The organism is Pseudomonas sp. LBUM1644 (assembly GCF_059716195.1).
In genome coordinates, this window is the sequence record NZ_CP166812.1 from 5,077,055 (window position 1) to 5,089,514 (window position 12,460).

At 60.2% G+C, this 12,460-nt stretch carries 11 protein-coding genes; 4 read left to right on the forward strand and 7 right to left on the reverse strand.

Annotated features, from left to right (window positions below):
* Nucleotides 1-39 precede the first annotated feature (39 nt).
* From ACA052_RS23255 to ACA052_RS23265, 3 genes are all read left to right on the forward strand, one after another.
* On the forward strand, nucleotides 40-441 hold the full coding sequence (locus ACA052_RS23255; protein WP_497646973.1) for an ACT domain-containing protein: 402 nt from the start codon (nucleotides 40-42) through the stop codon (nucleotides 439-441).
* 7 nt (nucleotides 442-448) lie between these two features.
* Entirely contained in the window at nucleotides 449-1,051 is a 603-nt protein-coding gene (locus ACA052_RS23260) for a LysE/ArgO family amino acid transporter (RefSeq protein WP_497646974.1), read from the forward strand.
* Nucleotides 1,052-1,227: 176 nt separating this feature from the next.
* Nucleotides 1,228-1,824 carry a superoxide dismutase gene (locus ACA052_RS23265; RefSeq protein WP_439877928.1) on the forward strand — a complete coding sequence of 199 codons (597 nt, stop codon included), beginning with the start codon at nucleotides 1,228-1,230 and terminating at the stop codon, nucleotides 1,822-1,824.
* A gap of 221 nt (nucleotides 1,825-2,045) precedes the next feature.
* Here ACA052_RS23265 and ACA052_RS23270 read toward each other — a convergent pair whose 3' ends face one another.
* Both ACA052_RS23270 and purL read right to left on the reverse strand, forming a co-directional pair.
* Entirely contained in the window at nucleotides 2,046-2,357 is a 312-nt protein-coding gene (locus tag ACA052_RS23270; RefSeq protein WP_497646975.1) for an NGG1p interacting factor NIF3, read from the reverse strand.
* Between the two features lie 5 nt (nucleotides 2,358-2,362).
* Nucleotides 2,363-6,259, reverse strand: a complete 3,897-nt coding sequence (gene purL / locus ACA052_RS23275; protein ID WP_497646976.1) for a phosphoribosylformylglycinamidine synthase — start codon at nucleotides 6,257-6,259, stop codon at nucleotides 2,363-2,365.
* A gap of 275 nt (nucleotides 6,260-6,534) precedes the next feature.
* On the opposite strand from purL, the gene mltF reads away from it, so the two are divergent.
* Nucleotides 6,535-7,995 carry a membrane-bound lytic murein transglycosylase MltF gene (mltF, locus tag ACA052_RS23280; protein WP_497646977.1) on the forward strand — a complete coding sequence of 487 codons (1,461 nt, stop codon included), beginning with the start codon at nucleotides 6,535-6,537 and terminating at the stop codon, nucleotides 7,993-7,995.
* A 122-nt stretch (nucleotides 7,996-8,117) separates the two neighbouring features.
* Here the strand turns inward: mltF and pdxJ are convergent, their stop codons facing one another.
* The 5 genes from pdxJ to lepB all read right to left on the reverse strand — a co-directional run bounded on the left by pdxJ (nucleotide 8,118) and on the right by lepB (nucleotide 12,460).
* A complete protein-coding gene (gene pdxJ, locus ACA052_RS23285; protein ID WP_497646978.1) occupies nucleotides 8,118-8,864 on the reverse strand; it encodes a pyridoxine 5'-phosphate synthase in 747 nt (248 codons plus the stop codon).
* Between the two features lie 162 nt (nucleotides 8,865-9,026).
* Nucleotides 9,027-9,716: a DNA repair protein RecO gene (gene recO, locus ACA052_RS23290; protein ID WP_497646979.1), complete on the reverse strand. Its 690-nt coding sequence runs from the start codon at nucleotides 9,714-9,716 to the stop codon at nucleotides 9,027-9,029.
* A 120-nt stretch (nucleotides 9,717-9,836) separates the two neighbouring features.
* Nucleotides 9,837-10,739, reverse strand: coding sequence for a GTPase Era (gene era, locus ACA052_RS23295; RefSeq protein ID WP_008151577.1), 903 nt, complete (start codon nucleotides 10,737-10,739; stop codon nucleotides 9,837-9,839).
* Nucleotides 10,732-11,421 (reverse strand): ribonuclease III, encoded by a 690-nt coding sequence (rnc, locus tag ACA052_RS23300; protein ID WP_497646980.1) that lies wholly within the window; start codon nucleotides 11,419-11,421, stop codon nucleotides 10,732-10,734. The genes era and rnc overlap by 8 nt, the downstream gene beginning before the upstream one ends.
* A gap of 184 nt (nucleotides 11,422-11,605) precedes the next feature.
* Entirely contained in the window at nucleotides 11,606-12,460 is an 855-nt protein-coding gene (lepB, locus tag ACA052_RS23305; RefSeq protein WP_497646981.1) for a signal peptidase I, read from the reverse strand.

Here is a 12,460-nt window from a genome sequence, read left to right on the forward strand (position 1 = left end):
AGAATACCCGGCAAGCACTCTTGAACAAGGAACACCGACATGGCTGGCGAAACTTCATTGGCAACGCTGTTGCGCAGCATGAGCCCGCAACTCAACGCCGGCGACTACGTGTTCTGCACACTGCGCGACGGCAAGCTGCCGGCAGGCCTCGAAACCGTCGGCAGCTTTCGCGAGCCGGAAGGTCTGACAGTGATTCTCGAACGTTCCCACGCCGAAAAGGCCGGTTTCAGTTTCGATTACGTCGCCGCGTGGATCACCTTGAACGTGCACTCGGCGCTCGAAGCCGTTGGTCTGACCGCTGCGTTCGCCACGGCGTTGGGCAAGGCCGGCATCAGCTGCAACGTGATCGCCGGTTACTACCATGACCACCTGTTCGTCGGTCAAGCCGACGCCCAACGCGCACTTCAAGTGCTGCGGGACCTGGCAGCGAACGCGGAGTAAACATCTTATGTGGCAAAGCTATGTGAACGGCCTGTTGGTGGCCGCCGGGCTGATCATGGCGATCGGCACGCAGAACGCGTTTGTGCTCGCTCAAAGCCTGCGGCGCGAACATCACTTGCCAGTGGCCGCGCTCTGCGTGACATGCGACGCATTATTGGTCGCCGCCGGCGTATTCGGCCTGGCGACGGTACTGGCGCAAAACCCGACCCTGTTGGCCGTCGCCCGGTGGGGCGGCGCTGTATTCCTGATTGGGTATGGCAGCCAGGCGCTACGTCGGGCCTGCTCCAAACAAAGCCTGCAACAAGGTGAAACCCAGACCGTGCGATCGTTGCGCGCGGTGATGCTCAGCGCCCTGGCGGTAACGTTGCTCAACCCGCACGTCTATCTGGACACGGTGCTGTTGATCGGCTCCCTTGGCGCCCAACAAACCGAACCCGGCGCTTACGTGGTCGGCGCGGCCAGCGCGTCGTTGCTGTGGTTTTTCACCCTGGCGCTGGGTGCCGCGTGGTTGGCGCCATGGCTGGCCCGGCCAAGCACCTGGCGAATCCTCGATTTGCTGGTGGCCGTGATGATGTTCACCGTCGCCTTTCAATTAATCACCAGCCGCTGATTATTCCAAAAGGCTCTGGAACCTCTATTCCACACAGTTGTTGCGTGGTTATGCCGCACCCCCGGTGCTATGATCCGGTTCGATGCGCCGCAAAGAGTACAAACTCCCCGGCGCTTGTCTGGCCGCCCGTGATCGGCCTTGCGCTCACCGCAACTGACCTGATTAGGAGAATCATCATGGCTTTCGAATTGCCGCCGCTGCCCTACGCACACGATGCCCTGCAGCCGCACATTTCCAAGGAAACTCTGGAATACCACCACGACAAGCACCACAACACCTACGTCGTGAACCTGAACAATCTGGTGCCAGGCACCGAGTTCGAAGGCAAAACCCTGGAAGAAATCGTCAAGTCTTCCTCCGGCGGTATCTTCAACAACGCCGCTCAAGTGTGGAACCACACGTTCTACTGGAACTGCCTGGCGCCAAACGCTGGCGGTCAACCAACCGGCGCGCTGGCTGATGCCATCAACGCTTCGTTCGGTTCGTTCGACAAGTTCAAGGAAGAGTTCAGCAAGACGTCCATCGGCACCTTCGGTTCCGGTTGGGGCTGGCTGGTGAAAAAGGCTGACGGTTCCCTGGCCCTGGCCAGCACCATCGGCGCCGGCAACCCGCTGACCAGCGGCGACACCCCGCTGCTGACCTGCGACGTCTGGGAACACGCTTACTACATCGACTACCGCAACGTGCGTCCGAAGTATGTCGAAGCGTTCTGGAACCTGGTCAACTGGAAGTTCGTGGCTGAGCAGTTCGAAGGCAAAACCTTCACCGCTTAAGATCGACGCCCACAAAAAACCCGGCTTATGCCGGGTTTTTTTATTCCGTCAAAAGATCGCAGCCTTCGGCAGCTCCTACAGAAAAATGTGTACTCCTGTAGGAGCTGCCGAAGGCTGCGATCTTGGCGTATGCCCCAACACCACAGTCATTCCAGGTTAACGCTGGCATAAAAAAAACCCGCTGACGAATCAGCGGGTTTTTCATCGCAGCAGCCAGAGGATCAGAAATCCTCCAACCGCCACACCTCATAAGCCGGCGTCTCATAGGGATGACTCTCTTTTAGAGCCGCCACCACCGAACGGATCAACTCATCCGCCGCCACCAGCTCAACTTTCCATTCATCAACCTGCTCGACCTGCCCTGCTTCGCCAATGAACGGCTGGCTGCCGTCCAGTGGCCGAAACTGACCTAGCCCAAGCACCTGCCATGCGCAGTGATCATAAGCCCCGATTCGACCGCCACCGGCAGCGAATACAGCACTCTTGACCACATCAAGATGGCTGACCGGAACAAAAAAGCTGAGCTTGTACACGACGCTTAATTCACCCACACGCGAGCATTACGGAACATACGCATCCAAGGTGCGTCTTCGTTCCAGTCTTCCGAACGCCACGAGTTCTGCACGGCGCGGAACACACGCTCCGGGTGCGGCATCATGATGGTCACGCGACCGTCACGGCTGGTCAGCCCGGTGATGCCGCGCGGCGAGCCGTTCGGGTTGGCCGGGTACTTCTCAGTGACCTTGCCATGGTTGTCGACAAAACGCATCGCCACGCAACCGGACAGATCGGCTTCCAGCAACGCTTCTTCGCTGGCGAACTCGGCATGACCTTCACCGTGAGCGATGGCGATCGGCATGCGCGAACCGGCCATGCCCTGCAGGAAGATCGAGTTCGACTCCTGGACCTGAACCATCGCCACACGAGCTTCGAACTGCTCGGAACGGTTACGCACGAAGTGCGGCCAGAACTCGCTGCCCGGGATCAGCTCGTGCAGGTTGGACATCATCTGGCAACCGTTGCACACACCGAGGGTGAAGCTGTCGTTACGTTCGAAGAAGCCCTGGAACGCATCGCGAGCGCGGCTGTTGAACAGGGCTGATTTGGCCCAGCCTTCACCGGCACCCAGTACGTCGCCGTAGGAGAAACCGCCGCACGCCACCAAGCCTTTGAACTCATTCAGGTCGACACGGCCGGCCAGAATGTCGCTCATGTGCACGTCGATCGCGTTGAAACCGGCGCGATCGAATGCTGCGGCCATTTCCACCTGACCGTTGACGCCCTGCTCACGCAGCACGGCAATCTGTGGACGGATGCCTTTCTTGATATAAGGCGCAGCGACGTCCTGGTTGACGTCGTAGCTCAGCTTGACGCTCAGGCCCGGGTTGTCTTCTTCCAGCAGCACGTCGAACTCTTGTTCGGCGCAGTCGGCGTTATCACGCAGACGCTGGATCTGGTAGCTGGTTTCAGCCCACTGGCGTTGCAGCAAACGACGCTGACCTTCGAATACGGTTTCGCCGTTGAAGGTGATGTTGATCTGGCCGTTGTTCATCGGCTGACCGACTACCGACACACAATCGCCCAGACCGGCAGCGCTGAACTGCGCGAGGATGTCCGGGGTAGCGTCCTGGCGAACCTGGATCACGGCGCCCAGCTCTTCGTTGAACAAGATGGCGGCGATGTCGGCGGACGTTTCTGCCAGGCCATCGAGGTTCAGGCTCAGACCGCAGTGGCCGGCGAAGGCCATTTCCACGACGCTGGTCAGCAGACCACCGTCGGAACGGTCGTGGTACGCAAGCAGGTGACCGTCGGCGTTGAGTCCCTGGATCACGGCGAAGAAGGCTTTCAGGTCTTCGGCATCATCGACGTCCGGCGCTTGCGAACCGAGCTTGCCGTGAACCTGGGCCAGGATCGAGGCGCCCATGCGGTTCTGGCCACGGCCCAGGTCGATCAGGATCAGGTCGGTGGTGCCCTTGTTCATTCGCAGTTCCGGGGTCAGGGTCTGACGGATGTCAGCCACTGGCGCGAAACCGGTCACGATCAGGGACATCGGCGAGGTCACGGTCTTGTCTTCGCCGTTGTCGTTCCAGCGTGTGGCCATGGACATGGAGTCCTTGCCCACCGGAATGGTGATGCCCAGCTCAGGGCACAGTTCCATGCCGACCGCTTTCACGGTGTCGTACAGGCGCGCATCTTCACCCGGGTGACCGGCAGCGGACATCCAGTTCGCCGACAGCTTGATGTCGGAGATCTTGTTGATGCGCGAAGCGGCGATGTTGGTCAGGGTTTCGCCGATGGCCATGCGGCCCGACGCCGGGGCGTCCAGCAGTGCCAGCGGAGTGCGCTCGCCCATGGCCATGGCTTCGCCGGTGTAGACGTCGAAGCTGGTGGCGGTGACAGCAACGTCAGCCACTGGAACCTGCCACGGGCCGACCATCTGGTCACGGGCCACGAGGCCGGTGATGGTGCGGTCGCCGATGGTGATCAGGAAGCTTTTGCTTGCGACAGCCGGGTGATGCAGGACGCGTTCTACGCAGTCTGCAATCTCAAGCGTCGAAGGATCGAAGTCGTCGCCCAGTTCGTTTTCACGAACGGCCGAACGGTGCATGCGCGGGGCTTTGCCCAGCAGCACTTCGAGTGGCATGTCCACCGGGCTGTTGCCGAAGTGACTGTCGGTGACGGTCAGTTGCGGCTCGGCAGTGGCTTCGCCGACGACGGCGAATGGGCAACGCTCGCGTTCGCAAATCGCCTGGAAACGTTCGAAGTCCGCCGGACCAACCGCCAGGACGTAGCGTTCCTGGGATTCGTTACTCCAGATTTCGTGCGGGGCCATGCCCGGCTCGTCGTTTGGAATGTTGCGCAGTTCGAAGCGGCCACCACGGTCGCCGTCGTTGACCAGTTCAGGGAAGGCGTTGGACAGACCGCCCGCGCCGACGTCGTGGATGAAGCTGATCGGGTTCTTGTCACCCAACTGCCAGCAACGGTCGATGACTTCCTGGCAGCGACGTTCCATTTCCGGGTTTTCGCGCTGTACGGAAGCGAAGTCCAGGTCCGCCGAGCTGGTGCCGGTGGCCATGGAGGAAGCGGCGCCGCCACCCAGACCGATCAGCATCGCCGGGCCGCCAAGCACGATCAGCTTGGAGCCAACGATAATCTCGGCTTTCTGTACGTGTTCGGCACGGATGTTACCCATGCCGCCGGCCAGCATGATCGGCTTGTGGTAACCGCGAACTTCGTCGCCACGCGGGGTGGTGATCGACTGTTCGAAGGTGCGGAAGTAACCGGTCAGGGCCGGGCGACCGAATTCGTTGTTGAACGCGGCGCCGCCCAATGGGCCTTCGATCATGATGTCCAGCGCGGTAACGATGCGCTCAGGCTTGCCGTACGGCACTTCCCACGGCTGTTCGAAGCCCGGGATTTGCAGGTTGGACACGGTGAAACCGGTCAGGCCAGCCTTTGGCTTGGCGCCACGACCGGTGGCGCCTTCGTCACGAATCTCGCCGCCACTGCCGGTCGATGCGCCCGGGAACGGGGCAATCGCGGTCGGGTGGTTGTGGGTCTCGACTTTCATCAGGATATGCACCGGTTCCTGCACCGCACCGTACTGGCGGGTTTCAGGGTCCGGGAAGAAGCGGCCGGCGACGTTACCGACGATCACCGAAGCGTTGTCCTTATAAGCCGACAGCACGCCTTCGCTGTGCATCACGTAGGTGTTCTTGATCATGCCGAACAGGCTTTTTTCCTGGCTCTGGCCGTCGATGTCCCAACTGGCGTTGAAGATCTTGTGACGGCAGTGCTCGGAGTTCGCCTGGGCGAACATCATCAGTTCGATGTCATGCGGGTTGCGCTTCAAGCCGACGAAGGCGTTGACCAGGTAATCGATTTCGTCTTCGGCCAGGGCCAGGCCCAGCTCGGTGTTGGCTTTTTCCAGCGCGGCGCGGCCGCCACCCAGCACGTCGATCGCGGTCAGCGGCTTGGGTTCGGCGTGGCTGAACAGGCCGGCGGCTTGTTCAAGGTTGGCGAGGACGATCTGGGTCATGCGGTCGTGCAGCGCGTCCGAGATCAGTTGAGCCTCAGCGTCGCTGAACTGACCGGCCACGTAGAACGCGATGCCGCGTTCCAGGCGCTGGATCTTGGTCAGGCCGCAGTTGCGAGCGATGTCGCTGGCTTTACTGGACCACGGCGAGATGGTGCCGAAACGCGGCAACACCAGGAACAGACGACCGGTCGGCTCTTGTACCGGGACACTTGGGCCGTACTTCAGAAGGCGCGCAAGCACCTGCTGTTCGTCGCCGGTCAGGACACCGGTGACTTCGGCGAAGTGAGCGAATTCAGCATACAAGCCGCTGACAGCCGGGACCTTCTGGCTCAGTTGCTCAAGGAGTTTGCTGTGGCGAAAGGCAGAAAGGGCAGGAGCGCCGCGCAGGATCAACATCTTCGGGACAGCCTCGGGAAGGGGTGTGCTTTGAGGCCGTGCATTCTAGCCTAAACCGCCCGCGACATCACCCGAAACGGTACGCGTGGCTCCACCCGAACGTCGGGCCGGGTATTTGGGCCTTGGCCAGTTGCTCGCCGAAGGGATATTTTTACTGTCATAAATGACGGTCAGGGCCCATTCCTGCGGGCTCGCGAGCGGTTTTTCGCTCTCTAGCAGACAAGCCCTTCGCTGTCGAGATATGGCGCTCGTGGTCCTTTGCGTATACTGCGCAGATGTTTTCCCCAACGGCTTTGCGTCCGCGGTACGCCAAATGGCTGATCGCAACCGGACTCTTCCTGATGCTCAGTGGCTGTGTTGATAAACCCAACACGCTGGAGCGCGTAAAGGAGGATGGCGTGCTGCGGGTGGTTACCCGTAACAGCCCCGCCACCTACTTTCAGGATCGCAACGGTGAAACCGGCTTCGAATACGAGCTGGTGAAGCGCTTCGCCGACGATCTGGGGGTCGAACTCAAAATCGAAACCGCCGACAACCTTGACGACCTGTTCAGTCAGGTAGGCAAGCCCAACGGCCCGGTGCTGGCCGCGGCGGGCCTGGTCAGCAGTGAAGAACGCAAAAAGCAGGTGCGGTTTTCCCACTCCTACCTGGAAGTCACGCCACAGATCATCTATCGCAACGGCCAGTCGCGCCCCACCGACGCGGGTGACCTGGTCGGCAAGAAGATCATGGTGCTCAAGGGCAGCACCCACTCCGAGCAGTTGGCGGAGCTGAAAAAGAAATATCCCGGCATTGAATACGAAGAATCCGACGCGGTTGAAGTCGTCGACCTGCTGCGGATGGTCGATGAAGGTCAGATCGACCTGACCCTGGTCGACTCCAACGAAGTCGCGATGAACCAGGTGTACTTCACCAACATTCGGGTCGCCTTCGACCTCGGCGACACCAGCAACCAGAGCTGGGCCGTGGCCGCCGGTGATGACAACAGCCTGCTCAACGAGATCAACGCCTACCTCGACAAGGTCAAGAAAAACGGCACCCTGCAACGTTTGAAAGACCGCTATTACGGCCACGTCGATGTGCTCGGTTACATGGGCGCGAACACCTTCGCCCAGCATTTGCAGCAACGGCTGCCCAAATACGAACAGCACTTCAAGGCGTACGCCAAGAAAGAACAGGTCGACTGGCGCCTGCTGGCGGCCATCGGTTATCAGGAATCACTGTGGCAGCCGGCGGTTACCTCGAAGACCGGCGTGCGCGGCTTGATGATGCTGACCCAGAACACCGCACAGGCCATGGGCGTGTCCAACCGCCTCGACCCGAAACAAAGCATCATGGGCGGCGCCAAGTACCTGGCCTACATGAAGGATCAGCTGGATGAGTCGATCCAGGAGCCGGATCGCACATGGTTTGCACTGGCGGCCTACAACGTCGGCAGCGGTCACCTGGATGACGCGCGCAAACTGGCGGCGAAGGAAGGGCTGAACCCGGACAAGTGGCTGGACGTGAAGAAGATCCTGCCACGCCTGTCAGAGAAGAAGTGGTACAGCAAGACGCGTTATGGCTACGCCCGGGGCGGCGAGCCGGTGCATTTCGTGGCGAACATTCGTCGCTACTACGACATCCTGACGTGGGTCACGCAGCCGCAGCTTGAAGGTAATCAGGTGGCTGAGGGCAACCTGCATGTGCCCGGGATCGATAAGACCAAGCCGAATCAGGAAACCCCGCCGCTTTAAAGCAAAAGATCGCAGCCTTGTAGGAGCTGCCGAAGGCTGCGATCTTTTGATTTTGCCTTTAAAAATCAAGATCAAAAGATCGCAGCCTTCGGCAGCTCCTACAGGATTGCGATCTTTTGATCTTAGCCCTTCAACGCAGCAGCCAGGATCAGCGCCTTCATCTCCGACACCGCCGACTTGAAACCGACGAACAACGCATGCGCCACCAGCGCATGGCCGATGTTCAATTCGTTGATACCCTGGATCGCGGCGACCGCTTCGACGTTGTGGTAATGCAGGCCATGACCGGCGTTGACGATCAGGCCCTGAGCCAAACCAAACGCCACGCCATCGGCCACACGCTTGAGCTCTTCGGCCACTTCGGTCGGCGTCTCGGCATCGGCGTAACGGCCGGTGTGCAGCTCGATGGCTGGCGCACCAACACGACGGGACGCTTCAATCTGCCGTTCGTCAGCATCGATGAACAACGACACTTCACAACCGATCTTCGCCAGGCGATCCACCGCAGCCTTGATCCGCGCTTCCTGCCCCGCTACATCCAGGCCGCCTTCGGTGGTCAGCTCCTGACGGGTTTCCGGGACCAGGCAAATGTGCGCCGGACGAATGCGCTCGGCGAACGCCATCATTTCTTCGGTGACACCCATTTCGAAGTTCATGCGGGTTTGCAGCACGTCCTTGAGCAGCAGCACGTCACGTTCCTGGATGTGCCGACGGTCTTCGCGCAGGTGCACGGTGATGCCATCAGCGCCCGCCTCTTCCGCGTCCAGTGCGGCCTTCACCGGATCGGGATAACGAGTACCCCGGGCCTGACGCAGGGTGGCGACATGGTCGATGTTCACGCCGAGAAGAATGCGATTGCTGGTGGTCACGGAAGCGCTCCTGAAGAGGGGAAAGTTCGGTGCACAGCATACACGGGGAGATAGGGTCTGTTGACGCTTGGTGGGCGCGAGCCTGCTCGCGAAGACGAAGTAACATTCAGCATTGATGTTGGCTGTCACACCGCTGTCGCGAGCAGGCTCGCTCCCACGCGCCTACGGCTTTCGAAACAACTCTCTGGAAACCAGCGGCCGCCCGCCCAAATGCACGGCCAGCGCTTGGCGCATCAGGCGTTTCGCAGCAGACAATGCGCCGGGGGCGGTCCAGTCGGCCTCGGCCATGGCCAACAACTCGGTGCCGTTGAACAGGCCGGGTTGTAGCAGGTGGACCCGCTCCAGACCCGCGTCGACTTGCAGACGGTAGAGACCGTCCGGCGCGATGGACTCGCCGTGGATGTCGGTATTCAACGCGAAGCCGTAACCCAGATCGTCCAGCAGCCGCCACTCGAATGAACGCAGCAACGGCTCCAGCGGACGGCCTTCGGCCAGTGCGAGCAGCGTCGCGGCATAGTGATCGAATACGCCGGGATGCGGATCTTCGGAGGGCAACAGGCGAATCAGCAATTCATTGAGGTAGAGGCCGCTGAACAGCGCCTCACCGATAAGCCAGGTGGAAACCCCGGCGCTTTCCATGCGGCCGACGTTCTTCAGCTCACCTCGCCCGCGGAATTCGACTTCCAGCGGCACGAACGGCCGCGCCAGCGTCCCGGCCTTGCCCCGAGCACTGCGCAACACCGCCCGCAGCCGACCTTGCGGCGTGAGGAAGTCCACCAGCGCGCTGTTTTCACGGTAGGCGCGGGAGTGGAGCACGTAGGCGGGTTGGCCGATGGGCGGAGTGGTCGACATGGTGATGGTTGTACCTGTCAGGGATTACAAAAAGATCGCAGCCTTCGGCAGCTCCTACAGGTGTACACCAAACTCTGTAGGAGCTGCCGAAGGCTGCGATCTTTTGATCTTCGAAGGGTATTACAGGTCGCCGTAACCCAGCGAACGCAGGGCACGTTCGTCATCGGACCAGCCGCCCTTAACCTTGACCCAGAGGTTGAGCATGATCTTGGAGTCGAACAGCAGCTCCATGTCCTTGCGCGCCTCGGTGCCGATGCGTTTGATTCGCTCGCCCTTGTCACCAATGATGATTTTTTTCTGGCCGTCACGTTCAACGAGAATCAACGCATGGATATGCAGGGTTTTGCCCTGCTGCTTGAACTCTTCGATTTCCACGGTGATCTGGTACGGCAGCTCGGCGCCCATCTGGCGCATGATTTTCTCGCGCACCAGTTCAGCGGCGAGGAAGCGGCTGCTGCGGTCTGTGATCTGGTCTTCCGGGAAGAAGTGATCGTTTTCCGGCAGGTAACCGGCAATCACGCGCTCCAGCGTTTCGAGGTTATGCCCGTGCTGGGCCGAGATCGGCATGATCTGCGCATTCGGCAGCTGTTCCTGCAACCAGGTCAGGTGTGGCATCAGCTCGGCTTTGTCTTCGATGCGATCGGTCTTGTTCAGCGCGACGATCAGCGGGCCGGTCACGTACTGCACGCGCTCGAGAACCATCTGGTCCTCGTCGGTCCATTTGGTACGGTCAACCACGAAGATCACCACGTCGACATCTTTCAACGCTGCCGAAGCGGTCTTGTTCATGTAGCGGTTCAACGCCTTTTCGCCACCCTTGTGCATGCCCGGGGTGTCGACGTAGATCGCCTGGACGGCGCCTTCGGTCTTGATGCCCAGCATGTTGTGACGGGTGGTCTGCGGCTTGCGCGAAGTGATCGCGAGCTTCTGGCCAAGGATGTGGTTCAGCAGCGTGGACTTGCCCACGTTGGGACGGCCGACGATGGCAACATAGCCACAGCGTGTTGCGGTTGAATCAGTCATTGCCATTCTCCACACCCAGGGCAATCAGTGCTGCGGCGGCCGCTACCTGTTCGGCAATACGACGACTCACACCCTGACCTCGGCTTTTTTCATTCAGTAAGGTGATTTCGCATTCGACGAAGAAAACTCGGCAATGCGGCTCACCCTGGATATCCACCACTTCGTAACGCGGCAGCTCACAACCACGGGACTGCAGGAATTCCTGCAGGCGGGTTTTAGGATCTTTGTTGGTGTCGACCAGGGTCAGTCCCTCGAACTCACCGGCCAGCCAGGCCAGCACGCGTTCGCGCGCCATGTCCATGCCGGCGTCCAGGTAGATCGCACCAATCAGCGCTTCCAGGGCATCGGCCAGAATCGATTCGCGACGGAAGCCGCCGCTTTTCAATTCACCGGAACCCAGGCGCAAGTATTCGCCCAGATCGAAACCGCGCGCCAGTACGGCCAGGGTCTCGCCTTTCACCAGGCGTGCGCGCAAACGCGACAGCTGGCCTTCGCGCGCCAACGGGAAGCGATCGAACAACGCCTCGCCAGCGACGAAGTTGAGGATGGCATCACCGAGGAATTCCAGGCGTTCGTTGTTGCGCCCGGCAAAGCTGCGGTGAGTCAGGGCCAGGACCATCAGTTCCTGATCCTTGAAGGTGTAGCCGAGCTGACGCTCAAGACGGCTTAAGGAGACGCTCACGGTTTACCCACGCTGAGTTCGTGGCTGGTTTCCACCGCCATCGCCGTGGTGCGGCGCAGGCTTGGGACAATTAACGCTGTGTTCAAAAATAACGTCCTGAATATCATTGTTTTCATGCCTCTGGCGCCGATTGTGGCGGTTCCAGAAATGCATTCGGCGCTGTGTTCAACAGCGCCGTGTGTGATTACTTGATCAGGCCAACCCGCGAGAAATTCGGCAGGTGACTGAGTTTGGGTTCCGGCCAGCTCATCCAGACTGCGAAGGCTTTGCCGACGATATTCTTGTCGGGAACCATGCCCAGCAGATCCTTGGGAATGCTCGGATCATCCCAGTAGCGACTGTCGTTCGAGTTGTCGCGGTTGTCGCCCATCATGAAGTAGTGCCCGGCAGGTACGGTCCACGAACGGTCCGGCGTTGCGCGGTAGCGGCTCATTTCCTTGCGGATCAGGTGCTCGGCTGCGCCGAGTTTTTCCTTGTAGAGCTCTGCACTGCCCAACGTGCCAGGCTCGGAGCCGACCAGTTGCTCGGCGATCGACTCGCCGTTGACGAACAGGCGCTTGTCGGCGGTGTAACGAATCTGGTCACCCGGCAGGCCGACCACACGTTTAATGTAGTTGACGTTCGGATCGCTCGGGTAGCGGAACACCATCACATCGCCGCGCTGCGGATCACCGACTTCGATGACTTTCTTGTCGATCACCGGCAGGCGGATCCCGTAAGAAAACTTGCTCACCAGAATGAAATCGCCGACGTCCAGGGTCGGTTTCATCGAGCCGGAAGGAATCTGGAACGGTTCCACCAGGAACGAACGCAGCACCAGCACGATGAACAACACCGGGAAGAACGATTTGCCGTATTCAACCAGCAGCGGCTCTTTATTCAGTTTTTCGACCACCACCCCATCAGGCTGGCTGACGCTGCCCTGATAGGAGGCAATGGCGGCCCGTCGACGCGGTGCCAGGAAAACCAGATCTAGCAACGCCAACAGGCCGCAGACGAACACGGCGATGACCAGCAACAGCGGGAAATTTAGTGACAT

Bases quoted from the DNA above. Each gene is read 5' to 3' on its own strand.
- purL (WP_497646976.1), bottom strand. From the start codon at position 6,259: ATGTTGATCCTGCGCGGCGCTCCTGCCCTTTCTGCCTTTCGCCACAGC.
- ACA052_RS23265 (WP_439877928.1), top strand. From the start codon at position 1,228: ATGGCTTTCGAATTGCCGCCGCTGCCCTACGCACACGATGCCCTGCAG.
- lepB (WP_497646981.1), bottom strand. From the start codon at position 12,460: ATGTCACTAAATTTCCCGCTGTTGCTGGTCATCGCCGTGTTCGTCTGC.
- mltF (WP_497646977.1), top strand. From the start codon at position 6,535: ATGTTTTCCCCAACGGCTTTGCGTCCGCGGTACGCCAAATGGCTGATC.
- recO (WP_497646979.1), bottom strand. From the start codon at position 9,716: ATGTCGACCACTCCGCCCATCGGCCAACCCGCCTACGTGCTCCACTCC.
- ACA052_RS23260 (WP_497646974.1), top strand. From the start codon at position 449: ATGTGGCAAAGCTATGTGAACGGCCTGTTGGTGGCCGCCGGGCTGATC.
- ACA052_RS23255 (WP_497646973.1), top strand. From the start codon at position 40: ATGGCTGGCGAAACTTCATTGGCAACGCTGTTGCGCAGCATGAGCCCG.
- era (WP_008151577.1), bottom strand. From the start codon at position 10,739: ATGACTGATTCAACCGCAACACGCTGTGGCTATGTTGCCATCGTCGGC.